The organism is Microbulbifer variabilis (assembly GCF_052467165.1).
Window position 1 is genome coordinate 4347980 of the sequence record NZ_CP174301.1, and the last position, 26105, is coordinate 4374084.

Here is a 26105-nt window from a genome sequence, read left to right on the forward strand (position 1 = left end):
GCTCACAGGGTCTCTGGACACCTGTACCCACGCAGCAGGCTGCGATCAAACGGATTGTTTACATTGGAGGCGATCAGCCTGAACTGTGCCTTACGCCCTTCTTCTGAGAAGGTCACTAATCGCTCAGCATTACTGCGGCCAGATTCCACATCAGAACTGGCGAGAAGACGGTACCATGCCCAGTCCCCTTCAAAATGTTTGCGGTGCACAGTTTCATTCAGGTCTTCAAAAATAATCCGCGCCCTGTTGCTCTCACCACCGCGCCAAGTGAGTTTCTTACTGGTCTTGGGCCCATGGGAATAAGGAACCCGTTGGTCTCCCAGCTCCAGCTCAAACAGTCTCACACTGGAATCCAACTTGGTCGGCTCAATGCGAAACGAATAGGATGCGTTTGCTCCTGCAGCGAAGAAGGTCTTGCGGATTTTTTCCGCACGTCGCAACTGTGACAGAGTCTCCTGGGAAAGACTCATGCCTTGTCCCTCCACATATTTCACTTTCCAGTTTCTAGTATCGACAAATGGCTTCAGGTATTCGTCGACAAACTTCTGCTGAATGCCACCCGGTTTGAAGTATTGATTAAATTCCATCACCGGTACTTCCTGGTCGCGGTCACTGCGCAGTGGGTAGCGGTTGGCCAGGGTATTGGCATAACTGAAATAGACCTGCTCCCGCCACACCCGGTTGAGATGGCCTTTTGCCTTGCTCATCACCAGTGCCCAGGTGCCGTCAGCAATATCTGTTAGCCACCTATCAAAGGGAGCTGGCGCATTGGCCGCTTTAACCCTCAGCTGCTTGATAGCGTCACCGCCCCCTGCAAAACGACTCTTGGCGCTAGCAAAAGCGGCCTCATTGGAATCGGGTGCACTATCAATCTCAGTCAGGTACTCCTGAATCTTGTTGATGGTGACAAGGTACTCCTGAATCCTCGCCGGCCTGCCCTTTTCACTTTGGGTAATGCGCTGCACCTCTTCAAAACGCACATCGACAATATTGGGCTTGTAGTGATCCTTAAGGGCACCTGCAGCACTATCCAGCGCAGCGCCCCCGAGCCTGCGAGTAGTGCTGGATACCGGCAGCGGCACGCCTTTAGCATCTACGGGCAGTTCAGGGCGAGGGGTCAGACGAGTGTTATCCGCGGTGATTTCTGTCACGGCCAGTAGTGGTGAATAGATGGGATCAGATAATGTCGAGAGAACCTCCAGAGCCTGGGAGGTACTGTTAAATCTCCGGATACTGAAACCGCCGAGGAAAGACTGCCACTGTTGCAGATATTCACTCAAATAAATACGCTTCACATCCTCGCCAAGTTTCGCGCGATCTGCCTCGGTAAAGTCCTCACCAGTGAGATCGCCACCATAAATCCAGCGCTCCTCGGCCATGTTTGTCATCAGCTGGGAATCGGCCCCGAAGTCCATTTCCTTGTATCCGGCTTTGGTATACAAGAAGGGGATACTGAATCGTGGATCATTAGCTGCTACACCAAAAACCTGCTGGGTATCACCTCCAATCTCCTGATAAAGATCTACCGAGGTCTGACCCAGATCGCTATTTTGTAGCTGGGCGAAAAGACGCTGCGGTACCGGGATACGTCGCAGCTGCTGGCGCGCACGCGCCACTACGCGATCATTCTGCTGGACACTTGCGGGGATCGCTTGGGCTAACAACTGGTCGAGGTGATAGCGCAAATTCTCCTGCTCACCGGCCTCCCCCGGCAACTGTCGCTCCCAGCGTGAATTGTAGTAACCCTCAACACTGGCAATATCGAGCTTGTCCGGGTTAAAGAACATCAAGTAAGTTTTCAGCGTACTGACCAGAGCCGGGTCATCACTGCCCAAGCGGCTGAGGTTACTCTCAATATCGCGCAACAATGCCGGCAGGAAAACAGTTTCCAATTTATGACGGTAGAGCTGGTCTACCGCCTGGTCGATGCGTTTGTCATACAAACCCAGGTTAGATATCCAGGGGTGCTCCTCGCGATCGTACACTGAGGTTGCCCGGCGCAGGGGTTCAAGCATTTTCAAGGTATTTGCTGGCGTGGGCCGTTTACCCTTGAGCTCATCCTCAGCCTGTTGATAGGCAGCCAGGCTGTCATTAACCTCCCCCATAGACAGCTTATTTGACGCAAGACTGCCACTCCAAAGGAAAATCGAGCCCACGAATACCGCCGCCAGCGTGGCATACACCCCTCTGCGCAGCCACTGATTGGCTGTTTCTACCCTGCGGTTAACGCCAACCAGCTCCGCCTCTGGAAAAATAACATCCTTGAGTAAGCGGTGTAGGAAAAAGCTCTTCCCCGCCCCTTGGAATTTGTGCGCAACACTGCGCTCAAGACCAAAGTCTGCGGTGACCGAAGCCATCATTCTGTCTACCGGGCTACCCTCTTGGGTACCACTGGTAAAGTAAATGCCCCTTACCATTGGCACAGTTTCGTAGCGGTTTGGCTCGAAGGATTGCTTGATAAAGTCGGCCAGAATATCTGCGAGATTTTCCATTCGAGCAGGGAAACCCTGCAATAAAGCGCGCTTCTCTACATTGCGCTCCTGGTGCACTCGCCACAAAACGCGCTGATTCAGGCGCTCTATCAATTGGTTGAATTCCGCCTTGAAGTTATCCAAAGGCGCACCGATCGTAGCATTGGTTTCGCGTGGGAAACTCACGCCCCAAACCTGCTCACGCTCAGCTTGGGACAGGTTATCAAAGAACTCACTAAAGCCCGCCACCAGGTCACACTTGGTGAAGGTGAGATAGATAGGAAAGCGAATGCCCAATTCCTGCTGCAGTTCATTTACGCGTTGGCGAATTGTTTTTGCCTGATGCTGGCGCTGCTCCTCAGTTTGCACCATCAAATCCTGCAAACTGATAGCAACCATGGCGCCGTTGATCGGGCGGCGGCGACGATAGCGCTTCAATAACCCCAGGAAAGCCTTCCAAGCACTGTTGTCATATACCCTATGACTATCTTGAGTGGTATAGCGGCCTGCGGTATCTATCAGCACCGCATCATTGGTAAACCACCAATCGCAGTTGCGCGTACCGCCAACCCCACCCAAAGCCTCTTTCCCGTGACTTTGCGCAAGGGGGAACTCCAAGCCGGAATTCACCAGAGCCGTGGTTTTACCACATCCAGGCGGACCAATAATGATGTACCAGGGCAACTGATATAGAGATATCTTACCTTTGTCTGACTTGAAGCGGGCGTTGCGCAACACTTCCATAGCTTCACGGAAACGCCCCGACAGTGCATCCAGTTCCTCGCGGGAGTGCTCCTCATCCGGATCCTGTGCTGCCTCCTGAGACTCTTCAATGCCCTTAATTAATGCCTGATTCTGGCGGCGCTCCACCAACCACTGGCTCAAGTTCCACACCAGCCAGAGGGCGAAAATAAATACGATTATTGTGATACGAATAGTTGGCGAAAGAGTGGCGTTTTCACTGCCAAATTTGATGTAATCCGCCCCAAACCAAATGAGCACAGAGAGTGCTGACAGTCCGATCAGTCCTAGCACCCATTTATTGGTAAAAAAGTCGCGCAAGCGTTTCATGAATAGCTCCATCTCCCCGGGGCTTTGCCGCGCCGGATCGGTTCAGTCCGAGTGTTACCCTTCTTCCCCTTGCGGGGCTTCGCTGTCACTGCCTGTGAGATCTACAACGCGATCAGCCACTGGCGTCGTCGTTTCGTATAGCCACCAGCGATAGCCGCTATAAGTGGCGACCAACAGGCCCAAGGCAACACTCATAACGACCCATAAGGGCACGTAGTGAATCAGGCCTGATTTGCGCTCGACACAGCCCTGCCAGCGGGGGGACAGGTCCCGGTCCATAGCCGGCTTGTGTTGCTCAATCGTTCGGTACAGTTCATCGCGTATCTGTTCGATCTGTTCGTGGCCGCGCTGCACCAATCGGTACTTGCCCTGGAAGCCGAGGCTTAGGCACAAGTAGAAAAGCTCCAGCAGTTCCAGATGGGAGGCCGGCGTTTCGAGCATGCGCTGCAAAATAGCAAAGCATTTTTCTCCACCAAAAGTCTCTTTATGGAACAGACTTAATAACGAGTGCTGGCTCCAGCCACTGGCGGTTCCCCAGGGAGTAGTAAGCACCACTTCATCTACTACAGTACACAGCAGGTAGCGCGCAGTGAGAACCGACTCCGGAGCCAGAGCCAACTGTTTGGCCTCTCGTTCAAACGCCTGGATTTCCTTGGTCAAGCGCTTGTGTAAATCCGGCACATTGGAATGATTCATGGTTGTGCGCAGCTTGATGATCACACCGAGCAATTTGGAGGCGGCAGAAACCAGCGGGTTTAAGCTGTTGCGGATCTGCATATCCACACTGCCACCAGGGCTGGCAAAAAATGGCTGCTGGGACGGCGCTGCCGGCTGCGCCGGGGCTGCCGCACCCGGAGTTGGAATCATTACGGTTCTGTCACCCGCATTGGGTGTCGGCGGTGGAGTAAAGCTTTCATTGCTCATATCAGTTATTCCTTATCGCCCAGAGCTCCATGGTCAGCCCGGGGAACTCCGCTCCGAGATGCACGGCAAAACCGCCAGACCGTAACATCGCCTGCCACAGCTCACCGCTGCGCTCCAACTCAAAATAAGTAAACCCGGCATGATAGGGAATTTGCCGTGGCGCCACAGGCAGTGGGCGCAATTTCAAGCCGGGTAACTGCGCAGAAATCAATTCGCGAATAGCTTCTACCGGTGCCACTTTGGACTGGGTGGGGAAACGGCTGCGCAGCAGGTCACCAGGCATATCCGCTTTCGCGGCCATCACAAAGCTGGCGCCCTTTAGTAGTGAGGGATCGGTAACTGGCGCGACATAAATACCAAATTTTCTCTGCACCAGCTCCATGGGAATGGCTGTCTGCTCCAGCACGGTAGAGAGCGACTGGCGAAGAGCCGAAAACAGCCCGGCAAAGCTAAGTTGCAGGTTTTCATGCGCATAACTGGGAATATCCGGCGGGCGTTTGGTCGATGAAGTGAAAGTCGATAGCTCACCAGCCAGCTGGAGAAGTTCCACAAACAGACAGTGCGGATGCAAGCGCGGCTGGGCAGTAATCTGTTTCAGTAGTGGCTCGAAACGGTTAATCACTTGCAGTAAAAGGTAATCGGCGATCTCCGCAGAGCCGCTTCTGCCACTATCACTGAGGCGGTGCCCGAGAGCCGAACCACGATGATCGAGTAGCCCCTTAACCTCCTCGATATAGGCTTTAATTACCGCCGAGGTTTCTGTATTTAAAAGCGGTGGAATATAGTCCGCATCCAATTCCACCGGCTTCTCTGGCTGGCGCTCACGTATACGCGCAATACCGATCGCGGCATAGCCGCTCAGGTCATCACTTTCCAGCTTGAGACACACACGCAACTTACCCACCTGGATGCGGGCAGACTCACCAGAAGCAGCGGCGCTGTTACGCGCGTCGAAATTGGCCGTTTGATAGCGCGCCTGGGGAAAATCTTCCTGATCCCGTATGGATTCCTGGCTACCCGGCCGTTTCATCGGCACACAGAGGTAAACCACTTCATCGCGCGTATTGATCGGTACATCCAAAACGTCAGGCAGGTGCTCGTTTTCCGGTGCCAATATCGGGGTACCATCAGGAAAGATAGCGCGTACGCGGGACACGGAAATTTTACCCATAGACAGCGGCTCACTGTCGATGCCCAGCTCAATCACACCCCAGGTATAGGGCCCCAGCGAGGCCGTGCGCGCCTCAACCAACTGTTCAAGATAGCGATCCTGCTGTTGAAAATGCTGAGGGCGTAAAAACATACCCTCGCTCCAGATCACCTTGTTGTTTGCCGACATAAGTCTTCCTTGCAGGGCCCATCTCGCTTCAGGAGGGGCTCAATAAAAGGGGCTGATCAGAAAGGTTTACCGATCTATTTAGATTTTTCCATTTCCTGCAGGCGTTTTTGCATCGCCTCATAATCTTCGCTGGAAATAGTCACAGTATCGCTCTGGCGCTTTCCGGAATCCTGACGAGACAAAGGAGAAACAATTCCGCGACGGCGCTTATTAATATCATCTGGCGTACCGATACGGGTATCGGCCAGGGCTACGCGGTACTCATTTTTCTTGTGATCCGTAATAGGCAAGACCAGCAGAGCGTCGGCCTTTTGATACTGCACAAATTCAGCCAGAAGGCCGATATATTTTACATCTGGAGTCAGCTGCAATTCTTCTATACGCTGCTCTCCGGGTGCAAACTCTTTCAGGATTACGGTATCCAACAAATCCTTGCCCAGCCGCGACTGTGCATTTTCATATAGGTTCAGAAAATCCTCGCGGGCAAACTGACGGTCATCCGCCAGCATAAATACCCGCACCACAACTGGCGAAGCCCGCCCATCATCATCGGGATTGACGTCCTCGCGGATATTTACCGACAACTCCACACTGGTCTCCAGATTCAGGGTACGCCTGGTGGTCTGGCAAGCCGTCAGGGTAATCACTAATATTCCCAGCAAAGTAAAATGCAATAATTTTCTTATCGACACGACCAACTCCCTCTTTTCGATCAATTAATTAATTTTTCAATTGTCTGGCATTTTTCAGCTCAGACAGTTGATTTTCATAAGTCACTGCAAATTCATCGCCAAATAACTTGCGATAACAGGCATCGGGATCGCCAACCAGGTCGCGATACATCGCACTGAAACCTTCCCACTTTTTTGCATTTTTATTGCCAAACATCCCCGAGGTGTTTCCCAGGCGACGCTCGATATTGTCAGGGCTGAAATATTTCAGCATCGCACTGTAACCTGCACGCATTCCGGCGAGCACTGCCACCTGATGATCCGACAAATCATCGAAGCTATCGCGCACAGCCTCTTTAGGTTGCATAAAGGCCCCATTGCCGGCAAACATCGCTTCGAGGGCATCGCGCTCTGTAGCACTGAATTTAAGCGGGTTATTGGCCTCGGTCTGTATCATGGTGCGCTGTACACGCAACTCATTTTTAATGCTGGTACGCGCACGCAGCAGGTCAATCAGGCGCGCAACGGTCTCGCGTACAATCTCCGCCGCCTGCTGATCAGCCAACTGATGTTGGGCTGGGTTTATATTCAGGCCCAGGGTCGAGGCCAACACACCAGCACTAGGGACGGATGGTGGTGCCACCGCTTGTGGTTGTGGTTCGGGCTGCGGTTCGGGCTGCGGTTCGGGCACCTGTGGTTGAGCTTGCGGCTGCTGTAGCTGGGAAAAACTCTGCCCCTGCGCGGCAAAATTGGCCGGGCCGCTCGCCAGCCCCTGAGACGTATCAAAACCTGGAGCACCTTCAACCTGCTGCCCCTGTATCGCCGCAAAGGAATCGGCGAACGGGTTATCTTGTGGAGTTTGCGGAGCTACCTGCGGTTGGACCTGGGCCGGAGGCACCTGGGGTTGAGGAGGCGTGACAGGTGTCTGCGGTTGAGCCATTGGCGCTTGCGGTTGCGCCAACTGAGGCTGCACAGGGGGAGCCTGGAACTGTTGTGGTGGTGTTACCTGCGGCTGTACGGGAGGCATTGGCTCCACAGGCTGTGGCTCTGGAGCGATATGTACTGCATGACGATCCGCTGGTACATGGTCCTGATCACTACCATCTTTCCACCATTCATCGTCCGACCACTGGCTCGAATCATTCTGGCCGGTGGATCCGGGCAGTGATCCCAGGCCGGGAGCCTCTGTGCCAGCAAAAGCCTGTGGCTTGTCAAAAGCAGAAAGTGGATCCAGGGGCCCAGAATCCGCACCGAGAAGGCTATCTCCTGAAGGCGCACTCTGGCTGCCTGAAGTAACATAACCCCACTCACCGGTCTGAGAGATATCACTATTGCTGCCAGCGCCAGGTTCCAGCCAGTTATCTAACTGCTTAGCCTCTGCCTGGCTCTGCATCTTTGCCATGGCACTGGCATTAAAAGTTGTGCGATCCGAAGTATCGAGAAAATCTGCGCTGTCCAGCCCCTTGGGCAAGTCACTTTGCGCCTGCGGTTTTCGCAGCGTCACTTTGAGTCGATACTCTCCCACATTAACAATATCCCCCTCTTTAAGCGCTATTTTATTGCCCTTGCCTAAGGGGCTGTCACCATCATTGTGATAGGTGCCATTAGTACTGGTATCTATCAGGAAAAACTGATTCTCACTGAAAGAGATCTGTGCGTGCTTGGAAGAGACGACGCGATCGGGATCAGGTAACACCCAGTAGTTATCTGCAGAGCGACCTAAACTGCCCCCCTCTTTCGTGAACAGTTTTGTATGCTTGAGCATATTGGCCCCTGCGGGATCCGCCAATACCGAGAGAATTAGATCCATGTCTTCCTGACTCACGCTGTTAATAGACTTTGCAATAACACAAGCGGCTTCCGGAAGCCGCCAAGTCACGCAAAATGATCGGGAAAAATCTGCCAGTCATGTCAATTAATCCGGGCTGCCAAAGACAATCCAGTTCATTTCTTTTAGTCCCAGGGGCCTTTCAGGGCCCCACCGGCAAGGGAACTTAATCGGGGCAGAATAATCTGGTCCCGTCCCTGTACAGAGCGCATGGTACTGAGCCCCGCTTGCATAAATCTTGTCGCTCCGCGATCGGTAAGCAAAGCCTCGGCACAGGGCGTAATCCACTGTCCCTGGGGTAGTTTGCGCAAATGCAACGGCAGGCTTTCATAAGTGGCCGATGACGGCGCACGAAGTCTGCCACTTGCGGAGAACCCTTGGCATATAGCCAAAGCCAGCAGATAAACGCTGTTACCCCACAGGTAATACTGGTGCCCTTGCTCGGGAGTCAACTCCTCGAAATCAAAGTGCTCAGTAGTAGATGTTTCGCTGCCAAAAGGCAGACGCAACATAAACCGGGGGGCCGCCAACGCCACATACTCACTCCCGGAGTACTCCCGCACGGCTTGCCAGCTCTCTGCAAAACGTTCACTCAAGGGGTAATACCAATCATCGGGGTCAACGGACCCTGCCAGATTGGGACAGCCCGCCAATTTGGTATCACCACCTAACAACAAAGCACTGCCAGCCGCTTCAGCGATCGTTGAAAGGTCGATCAGCAGATGCAGGTCCCGCTCCTCATCAGTGATATAAAAATCACCTAGAACCAAATTGTATGGGCGACTACCTGATACGGTCTCCCTTTCGACCAGCAATTTGAAGACCTGTGAATTTTCCAGGTCACTCTCCGCACTGGCAAAGTCGGCAAGCAACTCCTCTTTACTAATGTCGATAAGGTACAGCTGTAAATTGGGATGTTCTTCTAAACGCCTGAGTAAAAACTGCAGGCTGAGCCAGCTTGCCTCCAGCTGGCGAAAATCACTGTGATGCATCAACTTGCGCATCACATCCGAAGTAGCTTCAGTAAGTGCATCAAGGTATTCACCCTGGCGAGGGTCGGCACTCTTCTGCACATAGGGCGCAACGATATCCTTAATCAACTGGTCCACTTCGAGGCTATTGCCATTCTCTCTGGCATGGCGCTCGCGACCCGCTGCAAGAATTTCATCAAGAAAGGATTGATCAGCAGAATAGGAGGTAGCCTCAGTAGAAGGCTCACGTAATTCGGGCTTCCACTGCTGAATTTCCTCTGCGGCCTGCTGGAATTGCACTGGGTCGCGCAGGCGCTGCTCCAGCTCAATAAATTTTTTGAATAGCGGCAGGCGGCTGTACAGGTAGTCCGGGTGCAAGTCATCAAAACAGGGAAGAAACAGTGGTTTCTCCATAACCGGCAGCTGTAGGCTCACCCCCAGGTCGGCGAATACGCCTTCAAAAGTGTCACGGTTTAACAAGTAAACACGGCGCTCGGCAATAGTATCCGGCTCACACTGGCGACGGCTGGCTCGCCCACTAAAATCGCCGATAATTGCGACCTTCAGATTATCAGTGCCCAAATCCATATTTCTTCCTTTTTTATTGTCGCCGGGAATTTCAAATCCCGTCGCTATGGTGGCTCTACTCACTTTTTAAGATTCCAATGGCGGCAAAAACTACGCAGCGATTAGCGCTACTTCCCTGTACCCATCATGCGTTTTTATTTATTCGGTTTCTATAGCTTCTTTTTCGATTTTTTTTGTCTTTCTGGGACGGCCTCGCTTTAATGGCCGTACTCGCTGATTCGCAATTTGTTCAATTTTCTCTTTAAACGCATCGCCACCCAATACATGCCCTAATTTAATGGTTTCTGCAATGTAATCGAGCAGACGTCTATCAAAGCTGTAACGGAAAAGTTTTCTGTATGCCTGAGCACGCTCCTGAGCACTTTCTCCCAGGGCGGTGTATAAATGGTGATCCTTAATCAAATGGTCATGTTTATCGTTCACATGATGATTAAAACTCGACCATTGGTAGTTCCCAAGGGAGTCCGCCAATCCCAGATAGAGAGGGCGCAACTCGACATACCTGTAACAGGTCAGCAGGTAGGCATCGGAGTCAATCAGGCTTGATTTATAGCGCCCTCTCCAGAGGGTACCGGAGCGCTTGTAACGGTGATTTACAAACTGGACATAGCGACGCCCCAGGGACTGCATCATTGAGGATATTCCATCGGGAATCCGTGGCGACGCAATAATCTGGATCATATTGGGTAACAAAACGTATGCGTGAACATCTACGCTGTACTGGTCAGCGGCATTACGCAAACTAATCAAATAATATTGATAATCTTCCTCATCAAAGAAACAAGGCAGGTTATTGTGACCAACCTGCACTATGTGCTGGGGAATATTTATCAGATTGAGCCTAGGCAAACGGGGCATTTTGCCAGCGAATCCTTATTAAACAGGCGCAGTGCCTTTTCTAGTGATGATTAAAGGTTTTATTATCGCAAACCAAGGAAAAAAATTTCAAACTTAGTCTGCGGCCAAGTTAACATAAGAACTGGTTATTCGGTTGTAATAATGTTACGCCGCATTTTATTGCTATTTAATAAAGGGGAGTTGCACCAGACATGGATCAGATAAGTCTGGCGGTCAACGGGCGCACTGACATCGGTCAAGTTCGCGAGGAAAATGAAGATAGCATCCGCTGGCATGCTAGCGCGGATAAACCCTTCGCCTACATGGTCGTAGCCGACGGTATGGGAGGCTATACGGGCGGTGCCACAGCAAGCAAAATCGCGGCTGAGACCATTCAATCCCACCTGGACAATCTGCTTGAACACACCTTTATTTCCTGCACACCTGAACAGCAACAACTGATTTTACGCGCGACCCTGATTGATGCCATCAACAATGCCAATAGTGCGCTTCTGAATACCAAAAATATGAACCCCCAATTTTCCAAAATGGGAACAACTATTGTTGTTGCAGTTATGTGGCGCGACTTCCTGATCGTTGCCCATATAGGGGATTCAAGGGCGTATTTATGGAACAACTACGGGTTACAGCGCCTTACACGAGATCACAGCGTGGTACAGGAAATGATCGATAGTGGTCAAATGACCCCGGAACAGGCCAAGCAGTCCAATGTGCGCAATCATATTACCCGCGCCCTGGGTATCTCCAGCAGTGTGGAAGCAGAAATTAACAGTTGGAAACTGACTGAAAACGCGCTGCTGCTTGTATGTAGTGATGGCCTAACTGAATATCTGGACGACTATGCAATCGAGCGGGTCCTTGCCACTCATCGCCCCGCACTGGAATGCGTATACCGCTTTATCGACGATGCCAACAGACTGGGGGGACGAGACAATATCAGTGCAGGCATCCTCGAATACTCCTCCCAATCTATGCCACAGATGCTCGCACAAGAGCAGAGTGTGACTCAAAGACCGCAGTCACCTGATGTGACTATCCGTAAATCACAACGCTAAACCTGTTTGCCGGAAGCTGAAGCATGACACCGGAACGTCTCACCCAGCTAGTACCCAACCTGTTCAAAACCCTTAGCCCTCCCCCTGTTACTTTCTCACAGGGGGACCCGGCCGCGGCTTGCCTTTGGCTGGCTGAAATTCAGAACTTACTTTCACCAACCGATACTACCGATCATATCCACCCGTTGTGGCCACAGGTTCCTGACGTATCAGTTAATACCTACACCCTCGCCTCAGCACCTGCGGGGCAATTACTTCCCGGTATCGGCGATGGCCCGACAAGCCTGATCAATATTCCCGGAGTCAATCCCCTCGACACCTGTGTCCCGCCAATGCAGCGCAGCCTGCGCATTGAGGGCTGGGTTAACGGGGCAAGTGGCGAGCTGGCTTTCGAAAGCATTGACTTAGCACTACCGGGCCCACTGCCCTTCCAATGGAAACGCTACTATCGCTCCTCAATTAGCGACGACTGTGGCATCGGCGCCGGCTGGCGCCACTCCCTTAGCGAAAAACTGTCAGTACAGGGCAATACCGTCGAATTACACACTGCGGAGGGGCGTAGGGTCCACTTTCAACTGCCCGCGATTGGCCACGGTTGTTACAACCGTTTTGAGCGCCTGCTGCTGTTTCGCCAGAGCCTGCATAGCTATCGCCTCACGGCATTTAGCGAGCCTCACAAAATTTTTCGAGCCGACGGGGTCAACAGCGCCCTGCCTCTTACCGAAATCCGGGATCAGTTTGGCAATGCCCTGACCATCGACTACAGCGAGGGACTGCCCAGGAAAATTGTAAGCTCCTGGGGGCGGGTACTGGAATTCCACAGCCACGGTGGTCGCATTAGCAGGCTGCTCAACAGCCACGCCCCTGAAGAGCAACAAACTTTGTGTGCTTACGATTTTCACGGTGGGCTGCTCACTGGTGTTTCCCGAGGTCGCGAGAGGGAACACTACAGTTACCATGATCTCTCTCTGGTTGAGGCGCACAGCAGCCGAAATGGCAGTACCCAGTTTGAGTACGACCACCAGGGCCGCTGCCATAAGTTGAGAAGAGAGGAGACAGAGACCCTCCTCAGCTGGCAGCACACGCACAATACCTGCCTTGTAGAAACCATCGACAGGGAATCACAGCAGCTTCGCTTTGATCGCTTCGGCCAACTGATTCATGAAGTCCAGGGCCAGCGCCAGTGCAGTTGGCTCTATGACACCTACGGCAATCTCTGCCAACATATCGGAGCAGATGGGCTGAACACCTTCCTCCGCTACGATGAATTGGGACGAATCCGACGCAGCACTTGCGCAGGCACCAGCAATCGTTATCAATACGATGAGAACGGCTTCCCCGAAGGCATACTACTCAATGGGGACCAGCCATGGCTGTATCGCTTTAGTGATAAAGGCCGGCCGCTGACAATCGTCGACCCAGGAAAACAGGAGTGGAAATTCCTCTACAGCGATCGAGGGCAGTTGACGCAGATCGTCGACCCTGAGGGCGGCCGGGTGGACTTCACCTGGGATGGGCAGGGTCAGCTGCAAACCGTACGCTACGGGGATAAAGTTTGGGGGTTTGAGTACGATCACTGGCAGCGAATGAGTGCACTGGTTGTCAATGAGGACACTTGGTGCGAATGGCGCTATGGTCCGGAAGGTGAATTGCGTGAGTCCCGAATTGGCATGCACCAATATGGCCTGGATTACTCAGAGCGGGGACTACCCTACGCAATTCACGCCGGCAACAGCCAGAGCCTGCACTGCGAATACGATAGTGCCGGCAATATATGCCAGATCCAATTTGCCGATGGCAACAGCTGGGAACTGCACTGCAATGCCCACGGCCAGTTAACCCAGTTGGATACTGCTAAAGGGAGCTACCGCTGGCACTACGACCCCGTCGGCCAGTTAGTCTCATTTCACACACCGGATAAACGCCAATTGCGCTGGCACTACAATACTGATGGCAGCATCAGCGAATACTGCGACAACGACTGCCGCTGGTATTTTAATTACAATGAAAATGGCTCCATTGCCGGAATCCGAAACAACAACGGCCAGAGCAGTGAATTTCATTACGATGCGTACCAGCGCCTGATCCAGGCCAACAATTTACACTCTTCCGTGCGTTTTAAATACGACCAGCGCAACCGGGTGATCGCCGAGAACCACGACAGCAGCGACGTTCGCGATTTCAGCCTGAGATATCAGTACGACTCACGCGGATGGCTGAAAAGTGCCAGCTCCGATAATCTCGATCTAGCCTATACCCTGACACCTTGCGGTTCCCTGTACGGTATTGACGCCAATGGTGAGCCAATCCTCCGCACTGAAATAGACGGACAAAACCATATACATGTCCAGGGGGATATTCGCAGCACCTATAAATTTGACGCAGGCCGGCTAGCAGCCCTGGACAGTGGCCTCGCCTTAACCTGGCAATTTGATCGACAAGCGCCGCTGCAACTCACGACGCCTATTCGCCAGGCTGGATTCGCCCAGGCACATATCGAGCGAGATAAACGCGGCAATATCACCATTGAGCGGGAGATTCCCGGGCGCAAGGACTACCAATACCAGTACGATGGCTGGGGGCTGATGAGTACCGCAGAGTGTGGTGAGTTCAAAACCTATTTCCGCTACGACCCGTTTGGGCGCCGTCTGAGTAAAACCTGTACCCATCGCAAGTCGACACGCCAACGCCGTGTGACTACCAGCTGGAGCGGTCTTGGCATCTGGGCGGAAGCACACCAGATTGATGGAAAATCACGCGGTATCGGACACTGGATACAACACCCCTTGAGCGGCTCACTTCTCTGCCACTGGAGTTCAGGTGCCAGCGAGCACTATTTGACCGATCCGGAGGGCAAGCCCCTGGCCATCTTTGAGTCGCAGGGCTCGATACAATGGTCCCGCGGCAGCGAGGCCGGAGTTACTGCCAACCGCGGCTTTGGCCAGGAACCCAGCCCCTGGCGTGGTGCCAACCTCATTGCCGATATCGAAACCGGCCTCTGGTACCATACCTCAGGATATTGGAACCCGGCGCTGAATATTTGGTTGAATGGCACCCAGGTTTTTGCCCGCTCGACACCCGACTCTTCTCTGGCCAAACTTTAAGGTCAGTGGCCTGATACAACCTATCGGGAAGACTCCACAGGGCTTCCCCTTCTGCCCTCTACAATCAATTAAGTCCAATAGAGTGGCTGAGATATGCGAGATTCCCCGGACTTTGAAATCGGCGGTATTGAAGTGGCCAGGGGGGAGTCCCGTCGTATTAACCTGCCAGTGGTTAGCCTGTATACCAATACGGATATGGCAATCCCTGTCTATGTACGGCGCGGCAAGCGGACCGGCCCTACAATTTTTGTCTGTGCGGCGGTACACGGAGATGAACTTAATGGCATCGAGATAATCAGCCGCCTGATTCAGAGCCGCGGCCTCAAGTCCCTCCGTGGCACTCTGATTGCTGTTCCCATGGTCAATGTCTACGGCGTGCTTCAACACACTCGCTACTTACCCGATCGGCGCGACCTGAATCGATCTTTCCCCGGCTCAGCCAAGGGCTCCCTGGCCGCTCGTATGGCCTATGTATTCCTGCGGGAGATAGTGGCCAAATGTGATTACGGCATCGACCTTCACACCGGCGCTGCGCACCGCAGCAACTTACCTCAGGTCCGCGCCAACCTGGACGATACCGACACTCGTGCCATGGCCAGAGCTTTTGGTGTACCGGTACTGCTCAACGCCTCCATCCGCGATGGTTCCCTGCGCCAGGCCGCCGCCGATCTTGGAGTAAGAATCCTGCTTTATGAAGCGGGCGAAGCGCTGCGTTTTGATGAATTGTGTATTCGCGCAGGGGTCAAGGGCGTAATCAACGTAATGCGGCACCTGGAAATGCTGCCAAAAGGCCGCAGTGGCAATTCGATAGAGCCGTTTATTGCCCGTAGCAGCGGTTGGCTGCGTGCTGGAGATAGTGGTATCGCAAAACATATCAAGGCTCTGGGGGATCACATATACGAGGGCGAATTACTAGCCACTATTACCGACCCTTACGGCAAGGAACTCGACCAGGTGCGATCTAACGGGGAGGGGATCATTATTGGCAAGCAGAACATTCCCCTGGTGCTCGAGGGCGAGGCGATGTATCACATCGCCTATTTCCGCAAGCCACAGGAAGTAGTTGAAAACCTCGAATTGCTTCAGGACAGCCTGCTGCCAGACGAAAATTTCTAGGGCGCTATTGCTGCTGTAATAACTCCAGTACTTCCTTACTGGGAAACCCTTTCACTTCGACACCAGCACGTTTTTCAAACTCCCGAATAGCCTTGCGCGTGCCAGGGCCGGCCTTACCATCGACTTCACCTGTATAAAACCCCTTCTGTTTCAGCAACTTCTGTAACTCTTCCACCTGGCTGCCATCGAGTGGGGTAAAGGGTCGATTCCAGTCCTTTACCAGAGGTGGTGCGCCACCGATGCGATCCGCCAAAAGGCCAATAGCGGTCGCATAACGATCGGAGTTGTTGTAGCGCTTCAGTACAAAGAAGTTTTTGAAAACCAGAAAGGCGGGACCGTTACGTCCATCCGGCAGCTTCAGCTCTGCCACAGCTTTCTTATTTGGGAATGATTCACCATTGGCGCGTTTGACCCCGAGCTTTTCCCACTCTGCTACAGTCAACTTACCTCCCGGCATCTTGCGCGAAGGTATAGTGACCTCATAGCCCCAGGGCTTGTCCTTTTGCCACCCATTGCTCGACAGCAGGTTGGCCGCTGTAGCCAGTGCATCTGGCACCGAATTCCAGATATCACGTTTGCCATCGCCATCGATATCTACCGCATAGGCTTGATAACTGGTGGGGATAAACTGGGTGTGCCCCATGGCCCCGGCCCAGGACCCCAACAGGTGCTGCCCCTCGACATCCCCGGCCTGTAATATCTTCAAAGCCGCGAGTAACTGCTGGCGACCAAACTTCTTGCGCTGAGGGTCTGCGTAGGCAAGGGTAGCCAGGGACCGGACCACACTACGCATGACTTTGTCATTACCGAGGATGCCACCAAAACTCGACTCCACCGACCAGATCGCCAAAAGGATATCTGGGTCAACTCCAAAGCGCTTTTGGATCTTGTCGAGCCAGGGCTTCATCTTCTCTTTTTCCTGCTTACCCCGCTCTATAGCTCGTTTCTGTACCCTGTTGTCGAAATACTGCCATACCGGTGCCTTGAATTCGGGCTGGTAGCTGGCACGATCCAATACCCACTGGTCAGGAGAGGTTATGCCCTTAAATGCCTGATCATAAACCTGGGGGGAAATACCATTCTTTATCGCCGTCTGGCGAAAGTCCCGAACCCATTTCTCAAAGGCCGGGTCCGGCTTATCTGCTGACTGAACACCTAGCGATATCAGCGCCAGGTATAGGGCGAGAAAATAGGAAAGCGTGGGGAACCTGGACAATCTGGGCATGAGAGTACCTTTGACACAACTTTTTGCTCGCTCAAGGTTAGGACGAGCCTCTCTTTTCCGAAAGGCGGATTTATCAAATGGTGTCATCCGCCCGACCAGTCATCAATGTTGACAGATAAACCTGCGGGAAAGTTCTGCTTGTGTCACAGCCCTGTTGTCAGGGCCACAAAACTATGGGATTACATAGAAAAGAACAGCAAAGAAGTGCAAGATCCCTCCTGCCAGTACAAACAAGTGCCAGATCGCATGATGGAAACGCAGACTGCGCCACAGGTAGAAAGCGATACCACCTGTATAACAGAGCCCGCCCAAAACCAGCAGCCACAAACCACCAGTCTCAAGACTATTCGCCAGTGGCTTGATTGCAGCGATAACTACCCAGCCCATTAAGGCGCTTAAAGTGATAGACAGGGCGCGAATTTTTTTCAGCGGGGTGAACTGAATTATCAACCCGAGCAGTGCCAGTCCCCAGATAATCCCAAATAACCACCAACCCCATGGACCGCGGAGAGTCACCAGGGTGAACGGCGTATAAGTCCCCGCTATTAAAAGGAAAATTGAGGAGTGATCCAGGGTACGCAAGATCGCCTTGGCACCGATATGACTGACAGCATGGTACAGAGTCGAGGCAAGGAAGCAGAGAATCAGTGTAGAGGCGTAAACGCTGGAGCTGACGATATGCCAAGCATCACCGCGCAATGCGGCGAAACCTGTGAGAACACCCAGGCCGGCGATAGCCAGTAGGGCCCCGACACCGTGAGTAACGCTATTGGCAATCTCTTCTGCGAAGCTATAGCGGCTGGCAACGGAAACGGTCGAAGTCATAAATTGGCCCGGCTGAATTCTGGTCATAAGCACATCAACGGCACTCGACCAATAACTTGAATCAGGTCTAATGATCAGAGGCCTCACCTAAAATAGCAAGGCCAGGATCAGACCAGGGGTTCACAACCGGACCATAACCACTTATTCGCTGGCGTTATGGATTCCCATTTCACACAGAGCGGAAGAAGCGCGAACAATGGTCTCATTTCTGTCAGGTCCGGTAGAAACAATATCTACAGGCGCACCAACCAGCTCTTCAATGCGGGCTATATAGGCCTTGGCATTGGCCGGCAGATCTGACTCACGGCGTGCACCTTCTGTGGTCTCTTCCCAGCCGGGCATGCTTTCATAAACTGGCTCAACTCCCTCCCAGCCGGCGGCATCGAAGGGCACCGGAACTTCTTCACCGGCACTATTGCGGTAACCAATGCAGATTTTCACTTCCTCAAGACCATCGAGCACATCCAACTTGGTCAAACACAGGCCCGAGATACTGTTGATACGAATTGCATGGCGTACCGCCACCGCATCAAACCAACCTGTGCGGCGCTGGCGGCCGGTAGTGGCACCAAACTCGTGGCCTTTCTCGCCCAGATGACGGCCCACTTCGCAGGCCAGTTCAGTTGGGAACGGGCCGCTACCAACACGGGTGGTGTAAGCCTTGGTAATACCCAGAACGTAATCGAGATAAAGTGGACCAAAGCCAGAACCTGTAGCGGTTCCACCTGCAGTGGTATTGGAGGAGGTTACATAGGGGTAAGTGCCGTGATCGATATCCAACAGCGAACCCTGAGCGCCTTCAAACAGAATATGTTCACCTTGTTCACGGGTCTTATGCAGGTGATCCGCAACGTCGGTAATCATCGGCATCAGCTGTTCACGCCAGATCTTCGCCTCCTCCAAAGTCTCTTCGTAACTCACCGGCGCCACTTGGTAATACTGGGTCAAAGCAAAGTTGTGGTAATCGATCAGCTCTTTGAGCTGGCTGCAGAAACTTTCCCAGTTACACAGGTCGCCGAGTCGCAAGCCACGGCGAGCCACCTTGTCCTCATAGGCAGGACCAATACCCCGGCCGGTGGTGCCAATCGCCTTGTCACCGCGGGCTTTTTCACGAGCCTGGTCCAGTGCCACATGCACTGGGAGGATCAGTGGACAAGCCGGCGACAGACGCAGGCGTTCACGCACAGGTACACCGCGCTCTTCCAGCGCCTTCATTTCCTTGAGCAACGCTTCAGGGGAAAGTACCACGCCGTTGCCAATGAGGCAGGTTACGCTGGGGCGCAGGATACCGGAGGGAATCAGGTGCAGTACGGTTTTTTCACCATCGATCACTAGCGTGTGGCCGGCGTTGTGTCCGCCCTGAAAGCGCACTACCAGGGAGACCTGCTCTGTCAGCAAATCGACAATTTTGCCCTTGCCTTCATCACCCCACTGGGTTCCCAGCACTACTACGTTCTTGCCCATCTGTATAAATCTCTAACTCAGGTTTCTCTCGGCGGGTGCTTGGAGCCCCCGACATCAATGGATCTTGCGGTGAACACCGCACCTATACTGGCACTTCCACTGCGCCCGCCCTCAATCAGTCCCGCGGCTTTTTACTATCCAGGAACCACTTTCGAGCACCAGCTCGCGGTCGCAACGCGAGTGGAGATCACTGTCCGCGCCGTCGGACAAGGTAGCGATTACTACCTCTCCCTGCCTGCGCAACTCATCAACTGCATGCCAAAGTCCAACACCGTCCGGGCCACTGACTTCCGGCGCGAGAATGGCGCCACCCTTGGGCTCAGCTCTATTACCCAAGGTATTCAGGGCCACTAGATCACTACTAAAGCCAGTAGCCGGACGATCCCGTCCGAACACAGCACCTATACCGTTGTAACGCCCACCATTAGCAAGGGCTTGGCCATGGCCCGGACTATAGGCAGCAAAAACCAATCCGGTTTCATAGTCGTAACCACGCACTTCGCTCAAATCAAAAAACAGCTCTACCATCGGGTAGCGCTCTCCCAGCGCCTCGGCGACTTGGTACAAGTCGGATAGCGCTGCCAGGAGCGGCTCTGGAGCGCCGCTAAGCAACTCGCGGGCTCTCTCCAAGCAGTCCGAACCCCCGGCAAGGCCAGGTAGCGCTTGCAACCAGTTCGCTACCTGCGCATCTGCAACGTTTGCAGCGACCCAACTATGCACATCGGCACTCGCCTTGTTCTGTAGCAGCGCCGACAACTCATCCTGCTGAACCTCACCCAATCCTGCCGCCTCGGCAAGACTGCGGTAAATGGCAACATGGCCCAGGTCCAGGTAAATCTGTTCAATCCCAGCGACCTGCAGGCTCTCCAGCATCAGGGAGATCACCTCTATATCACCACTGAGGCTATCCACACCAAACAGCTCCGCACCAACCTGAATTGGAGCCCTCGAGCCCATAGCAGTACGCGGTCGGGTATAGAGAACATGACCCGCATAGCACAGGCGGTTAGCGCCTACGCGGGGAAAACTGTGCGCATCAATACGCGCGGTTTGCGGAGTGATATCAGCGCGAATACCGAGAGTGCGGCCGGAGATCTGATCAGTAACCTTGAAGGTACTCAGATCCACATCACGTCCCATCCCGATCAACAGGGATTCGGTGAATTCCAGCATTGGCGGTATTACCAACTCGTACCCCCAGCAGGAGTAGAGGTCCAGCAGTTGGCGGCGCAGGGTCTCAACCTGAATGGCATCCGCAGGCAAAATTTCCGCGATGCCATCCGGCAACATCCAGCGATCAGCTTGAGTCATGGTGAAACGGGTTTATCAGGGTTAATAAGGCGAGCCAGCAGCTTCCACAAAAAAACCGGGCTAGGCCCGGTTTGCGTGATTTTAGCATCAAGTGCTGCTGGGAAGGTAGGGCTATTGGGGGTATTGATGACGACAGATTGGATTCGCCGAAAACGGCGAGCTGAAATGAGTAATCAGCTGCCGTTTAACCCCTAATAAGGTTTATTGCCCTTTAGGGTCCTTCAGATAGCGGAAAAATTCACTGTCCGGGTCCACCAATAGCATGTCCGATTTACTCTGGAAAGACTCTTTGTACGCCTGCAAGCTGCGGGTAAAGCGATAGAACTCGGGGTTCTTGTTGTAAGCCGAGGCATAAATAGCCGCAGCTTCTGCATCGCCGGCACCACGCAACTCCTCAGACTGGCGATAGGCCTCAGACTCAATAACCACTTTTTGGCGGTCGGCATTAGCGCGGATGCGCTCACTGGCTTCCTGACCTTTAGCGCGGTGATCCCGTGCTTCCAGCTCACGTCCGGCGCGCATACGCTGGAACACTGATTCGGACACTTCCGGTGGCAGGTCAATACGCTTAACACGCACATCAATCACTTCCACACCGAGGTTTTTCTGCGCTACCTGATTCAGGTTTTTTGTGATCTCTGCCATCAGCTCATCGCGCTCACCACTGACCACTTCGTGCAGGTCTCGCACACCAAACTGGTTACGTAATCGGTCATTGATCTGCTCGGACAGCAGGCGAACAGCGTTGCGCTCATCACCACGGGTTGCGATGTAAAACTTGCTCACATCGGAGATACGGTACTTAGCATACGAGTCCACCATCATGAACTTGTTTTCGCTATTAAGCATACGCACCGGGCTGGAGTCCACAGTCTGGATACGCGCATCAAATTTGCGCAGTTTCTCTGCAAACGGGATTTTGAAATAAAGTCCCGGTTCGTTATAGGTGCGTATCAGTTCACCAAATCGCAGCAGTACGCCCTTTTCAGTTTCCTTCACCACAAAAGCGCTGGAAGATACCACCAGTATGCCAACCAGCAGTATGGCAATGATTCCCAAAGTCTTGTTGTTCATTCCATCACCTCCTAGCGGACAGACTGGCTGCGACGGCCATTGGCAGCATCCTGGCGCAAACGCTCGACAATGCGCTGGTAGACTTCCTCAATCACGATCGGTGAAGTGTCTTTGCGCTGTACCGCCTTGCTGGTGCTTTCCTGGGCCAACTTGTCCAATGGCAAATACATCATGTTATTGCCACCTTCGACATCCACCATCACTTTCGAGGTGCTGGACATCACCTCCTGGACCGCATCCAGGTAGAGACGCTCGCGGGTCACTTCCGGGGCACGCTCATATTCAGCCAGCAATTTCTCGAAGCGAACCGCCTCACCGCGGGCACTCTCCACTACGCGGGCCTTATAGCCTTCTGCCTCTTCAATAATCCGCTGGGCCTGACCACGGGCCACCGGAATCACCTGGTTTGCATAGGCCTGGGCTTCATTCTGCAAACGTACCTCGTCTTCACGAGCCTTGGTAACATCGTCAAACGCATCCTGAACTTCGCGCGGCGCCTTGGCATCAGTCAGGTTAACCACATCGACACGAATCCCCGTCTGGTAAAGATCGAGGTACTCCTGAAGACGCTGTTGGGTATCTGTGGATACCTGGGTACGGTTTTGAGAGATAACGCCGTTTAAGGTCAAGGAGCCGACCACATGGCGCAGGGCACTGTCCGTGGCCTCTTGCAGGCTCTTCACAGGATCGCGCACACGCAGAACAAAGGATTCCGCATCACCAACCTGCCATTGCACGGTCAATACGACTTCAACGATATTGGCGTCTTCCGTCAGCATCTGCCCTGTCGTACGCTCAGTACGCACCTCGGTCATATTGACCTTAGTGACACTATCAATCAGGGGCGGATTCCAGTGCAATCCCGCAGATTCTGTAGAGTGGTACTTACCCAGGCGTAGTACTACTGCCTGTTCATTGGCGTTCACCTGATAGATTCCCAGGCCCGCATAGATTAATACGGCGACACCAATCACCAGCATCCAAGGAAAGTTGCCTGTACCAGTACTGGGGCTACCGCCTCCAAACAGACCACCTAACTTTTGCTGGACTTTACGAAATAGTTCATCAAGGTCCGGCGGTCCATCATTATTGCGATTGCCACCGCCACCACCCCACGGGTCTTTATCTTTACCACCCGGCTCATTCCAGGCCATCTAACTTACTCCAACTCTGATCATTTAAGCTTTGTCTCCGGCGGATTCTAGCATCCCCCGCCGGCAAAATATTGCCGCCAGGACTCAACTGGTGGCAAGTTTGTCGCAACCGTAGTTGCGCAGAAACCTTTCTCTATAGCACCAACACTATGACACCAGGAGCGCTAATATTCTGCCTCTCCATTGTCCTCCCCCTCACATTCTTGTGGTAACCACTCGGGGCCCTCACCATCGACGGTAAACTGGGCCAGCAGGCGCTGGAAGTCGCTACGCGGCAACAGCAGCTCTAATTCACAGTCGCCATTATCGCGATACACCTCACTTTGGATTGCGTTAACCTGGTAAAGCTGCGCTCGCAGTCGGGACTGTTGAGGTTTTACCACCAACAGACCACGCACCATCTGTTCTCCCAAGCGTTCAGCAATAGCCTCTATCAGAAGCTCACATCCTGCTCCAGTAGCTGCGGATAGCCATACCGCGCGCGGTATACCATCCTCATCACGATCGATACGGGGCTCACAATCGGCCAGGAGGTCAATTTTGTTATACACCAACAGCTGTGGCAGGTCCGCTGCGCCAATTTCTTCGAGAACATTCTGCACCTCCTCTATCAGATGCAGACGGTCTTCTGCCGAGGCATCTACCACATGCAGTAACAGGGTTGCCTGAGCAGCCTCCTCTAGCGTGGCACGAAATGCCTCGACCAGTTTATGAGGCAAATGGGAGACAAAACCAACCGTGTCAGCCAATACCATGGCGCCAACATTGGGTAATTCAACCCGGCGCATGGTCGGGTCCAGCGTAGCGAACAGCTGGTCACGCACATAAACTTCTGCATCGGTGAGGCGATTAAACAGAGTGGACTTGCCGGCATTGGTATAACCCACCAAGGATACCGTGGCCACATCCGCACGGGAGCGCGCGCGCCGGCCCTGCTCCCGCTGTCGCCTGACTTTCTCCAGGCGCTTTTCGATAGAATCAATCCTCGCACGCAACAAGCGGCGGTCAGTTTCCAGCTGCGTTTCACCTGGTCCACGCAGGCCAATACCACCCTTCTGGCGCTCCAAGTGAGTCCAACCGCGCACAAGCCGGGTAGCCATATGGCGTAGCTGTGCCAACTCTACCTGTAACTTACCCTCATGAGTACGTGCGCGCTGGGCAAAAATGTCCAGGATCAGTCCTGTACGGTCTAGCACCCGACATTTCAACTCACGCTCAATATTGCGCTCCTGACTAGGAGAAAGAATGTGATCAAAGATCACAAGCTCCGCGCCCTGCTCTTTTACCACCTGGCGAATTTCTTCCAGCTTACCGCGCCCGACAAAAGTTTTCGGGTCCGGCGTTGCGCGCTGGCCAAAAATAAAACTGACCGGATCTGCTCCGGCAGAGAGGGCCAACTCCTCAAATTCACGAGGGTCTTCGGGACTGTCGATTGCGGAGAGTTCTAGGTGAACCAGCACCGCCAGCTCACCGGATTCCGGTCGATCGAAAAACAATGGGAAATCTCTATATGCGGAAGTGGACAGCAACCCACCTTCCAGACTGAAGTGGCAGTGGGCAAGTCATTCAGGGCTCACCCGCTGCAGGCACCCCTCGTAAAGAGGCGCTGGTCAAAATAGGTGGCTTATCAGCTAAAGGATTCGCGCTCTCCGCCCTCACCGTTACCTTCACCACCGTGTTGTGCCGCCGGATTCAGCAAGGGCACACGCACAGCTCGGGACGGAACAACAGTGGAAATAGCGTGCTTATAGACCATTTGGCTAACGGTGTTTTTTAGTAACACCACAAACTGGTCGAAAGATTCAATTTGCCCTTGGAGCTTGATGCCGTTTACCAGATAGATAGAAACCGGGATACGCTCTTTGCGCAGTACGTTGAGGTAAGGGTCTTGTAAGCTATGCCCTTTTGACATCTTTTTTCTCCTTGTCAAAAAGCTGAATGCGGTATGCAGGCCGCAATCGCATCCGCGAAGAGCGCGGATCAAAGAACGACTGAGGTTGAATACGCGTGTAAGTAGTGTAGTAGTAAGCCGGAAAAGGCCGGCCCTTTGAAAACTGACTGAATGAGCTTGTCGTTTATTAGCCCAACCACGTTATGGATGCTCAGGCGAGAAATTTCAAGGCTTCCGCCAATATTTCGTCATTCTCACGCACCCTGCCATCGGCATCCTGAGTATACAAAGTTTGCAGGTCTGGCCAGCGTCGCAACCAAGTCAGCTGTCGCTTGGCCAGCTGACGTGTAGCCGCAACACCCGCCGCAACCATTTCATCATAATCACAGCGGCCATCCAGGTAATGCCAAACTTGACGATAACCCACAGCGCGAATCGCCGGGAGGTCCTCGTGCAAATCATCCCGAGCACGTAGCCCACGCACCTCATCGACAAACCCGGCTTCAAGCATCCTCTTAAAGCGCAATTCAATACGCTGGTGCAGCAGCAACCTATCCCTCGGCATAATCGCCAACTGGCTCAGCTGGTAGCGTTTCTGTACCCCACTACCGGCCTGCTCGCGACGCAACTGGGACATGGGCACTCCGGTGAGACGGTAAACCTCCAGCCCTCTCTCGATTCGTACCGAGTGATTCGGATGTAACTCCGCCGCCAAATCCGGATCCACTTCAGCCAACTCTGCGTGCAGGGCTGGCCAACCTTCTTGTTCAGCACGAGCCTCAATTTCTGCACGCAATTGTGCATCGGCTTCAGGTAGTTTTGCCATACCTTCCAGGAGAGCACGGAAATACAACATAGTTCCGCCTACCAGAAGAGGGATCTTACCTGCTGCACTGATTTCGTCCATAGCTTCCAGGGCATCTTTTCGAAATCGACCTGCGGAATAGGATTCACTGGTATCACAAATATCGATTAGGCGATGAGGATAGCGCACTAACTCTTCCTGGGATGGTTTTGCGGAACCCAGATCCAGACCTCGATACACCAAAGCAGAATCCACACTGATCAACTCCACCGGCAGATTGTCCGCCAGCGCCATTGCCAGATCCGTCTTGCCCGATGCCGTGGGGCCCATCAGGAAAATTGCGCGGGGTTTGTCACCCCA

19 protein-coding genes are annotated in these 26105 nt (G+C 53.4%); 3 read left to right on the forward strand and 16 right to left on the reverse strand.

Going from position 1 to position 26105, the window contains the following annotated elements; all coding sequences use genetic code 11:
- Positions 1-2: 2 nt before the first annotated feature.
- From tssM to ACJJIP_RS19390, 7 genes are all read right to left on the reverse strand, one after another.
- Positions 3-3542, reverse strand: coding sequence for a type VI secretion system membrane subunit TssM (gene tssM / locus ACJJIP_RS19360; RefSeq protein ID WP_444945818.1), 3540 nt, complete (start codon positions 3540-3542; stop codon positions 3-5).
- A 54-nt stretch (positions 3543-3596) separates the two neighbouring features.
- A complete protein-coding gene (gene icmH, locus ACJJIP_RS19365) occupies positions 3597-4466 on the reverse strand; it encodes a type IVB secretion system protein IcmH/DotU (protein ID WP_282951869.1) in 870 nt (289 codons plus the stop codon).
- A gap of 1 nt (position 4467) precedes the next feature.
- Positions 4468-5805, reverse strand: a complete 1338-nt coding sequence (gene tssK / locus ACJJIP_RS19370; RefSeq protein WP_282951870.1) for a type VI secretion system baseplate subunit TssK — start codon at positions 5803-5805, stop codon at positions 4468-4470.
- Between the two features lie 74 nt (positions 5806-5879).
- Positions 5880-6497, reverse strand: coding sequence for a type VI secretion system lipoprotein TssJ (tssJ, locus tag ACJJIP_RS19375; RefSeq protein ID WP_245556697.1), 618 nt, complete (start codon positions 6495-6497; stop codon positions 5880-5882).
- Positions 6498-6525: 28 nt separating this feature from the next.
- Positions 6526-8286 (reverse strand): type VI secretion system-associated FHA domain protein TagH, encoded by a 1761-nt coding sequence (gene tagH, locus ACJJIP_RS19380; protein ID WP_444945819.1) that lies wholly within the window; start codon positions 8284-8286, stop codon positions 6526-6528.
- A gap of 143 nt (positions 8287-8429) precedes the next feature.
- Positions 8430-9926, reverse strand: coding sequence for a type VI secretion system contractile sheath domain-containing protein (locus ACJJIP_RS19385; RefSeq protein WP_444902341.1), 1497 nt, complete (start codon positions 9924-9926; stop codon positions 8430-8432).
- A 75-nt stretch (positions 9927-10001) separates the two neighbouring features.
- Positions 10002-10721 (reverse strand): transposase, encoded by a 720-nt coding sequence (locus ACJJIP_RS19390; protein WP_020413612.1) that lies wholly within the window; start codon positions 10719-10721, stop codon positions 10002-10004.
- Positions 10722-10912: 191 nt separating this feature from the next.
- Between ACJJIP_RS19390 and ACJJIP_RS19395 the strand changes: the two genes are divergently transcribed.
- From ACJJIP_RS19395 to ACJJIP_RS19405, 3 genes are all read left to right on the forward strand, one after another.
- Positions 10913-11776, forward strand: a complete 864-nt coding sequence (locus ACJJIP_RS19395; RefSeq protein ID WP_444945820.1) for a Stp1/IreP family PP2C-type Ser/Thr phosphatase — start codon at positions 10913-10915, stop codon at positions 11774-11776.
- Between the two features lie 23 nt (positions 11777-11799).
- Positions 11800-14880, forward strand: a complete 3081-nt coding sequence (locus tag ACJJIP_RS19400; protein WP_444945821.1) for a DUF6531 domain-containing protein — start codon at positions 11800-11802, stop codon at positions 14878-14880.
- Between the two features lie 93 nt (positions 14881-14973).
- Positions 14974-15996 carry a succinylglutamate desuccinylase/aspartoacylase family protein gene (locus tag ACJJIP_RS19405; protein WP_444945822.1) on the forward strand — a complete coding sequence of 341 codons (1023 nt, stop codon included), beginning with the start codon at positions 14974-14976 and terminating at the stop codon, positions 15994-15996.
- A 4-nt stretch (positions 15997-16000) separates the two neighbouring features.
- On the opposite strand, the gene ACJJIP_RS19410 is transcribed toward ACJJIP_RS19405, so the two are convergent.
- The 9 genes from ACJJIP_RS19410 to miaA all read right to left on the reverse strand — a co-directional run bounded on the left by ACJJIP_RS19410 (position 16001) and on the right by miaA (position 26075).
- Positions 16001-17221 carry a lytic murein transglycosylase gene (locus ACJJIP_RS19410; protein ID WP_444945823.1) on the reverse strand — a complete coding sequence of 407 codons (1221 nt, stop codon included), beginning with the start codon at positions 17219-17221 and terminating at the stop codon, positions 16001-16003.
- Between the two features lie 171 nt (positions 17222-17392).
- Positions 17393-18073 carry a PAQR family membrane homeostasis protein TrhA gene (gene trhA, locus ACJJIP_RS19415; protein WP_020413617.1) on the reverse strand — a complete coding sequence of 227 codons (681 nt, stop codon included), beginning with the start codon at positions 18071-18073 and terminating at the stop codon, positions 17393-17395.
- A 114-nt stretch (positions 18074-18187) separates the two neighbouring features.
- Positions 18188-19510, reverse strand: a complete 1323-nt coding sequence (locus ACJJIP_RS19420; protein ID WP_282951876.1) for an adenylosuccinate synthase — start codon at positions 19508-19510, stop codon at positions 18188-18190.
- 111 nt (positions 19511-19621) lie between these two features.
- The gene (locus ACJJIP_RS19425) at positions 19622-20821 is read right to left on the reverse strand and encodes an ATP phosphoribosyltransferase regulatory subunit (protein ID WP_026305107.1); all 1200 of its coding nucleotides are present in this window, start codon (positions 20819-20821) and stop codon (positions 19622-19624) included.
- Positions 20822-21022: 201 nt separating this feature from the next.
- Positions 21023-21895, reverse strand: coding sequence for a protease modulator HflC (gene hflC, locus ACJJIP_RS19430; RefSeq protein ID WP_020413620.1), 873 nt, complete (start codon positions 21893-21895; stop codon positions 21023-21025).
- An 11-nt stretch (positions 21896-21906) separates the two neighbouring features.
- Complete coding sequence (gene hflK / locus ACJJIP_RS19435) at positions 21907-23049, reverse strand: FtsH protease activity modulator HflK (protein WP_020413621.1); 1143 nt, start codon at positions 23047-23049, stop codon at positions 21907-21909.
- A 164-nt stretch (positions 23050-23213) separates the two neighbouring features.
- The gene (hflX, locus tag ACJJIP_RS19440) at positions 23214-24545 is read right to left on the reverse strand and encodes a ribosome rescue GTPase HflX (RefSeq protein ID WP_020413622.1); all 1332 of its coding nucleotides are present in this window, start codon (positions 24543-24545) and stop codon (positions 23214-23216) included.
- 131 nt (positions 24546-24676) lie between these two features.
- Positions 24677-24961, reverse strand: a complete 285-nt coding sequence (gene hfq, locus ACJJIP_RS19445; protein WP_020413623.1) for an RNA chaperone Hfq — start codon at positions 24959-24961, stop codon at positions 24677-24679.
- Positions 24962-25151: 190 nt separating this feature from the next.
- Positions 25152-26075, reverse strand: a complete 924-nt coding sequence (gene miaA, locus ACJJIP_RS19450; RefSeq protein ID WP_040628948.1) for a tRNA (adenosine(37)-N6)-dimethylallyltransferase MiaA — start codon at positions 26073-26075, stop codon at positions 25152-25154.
- Positions 26076-26105 lie beyond the last annotated feature (30 nt).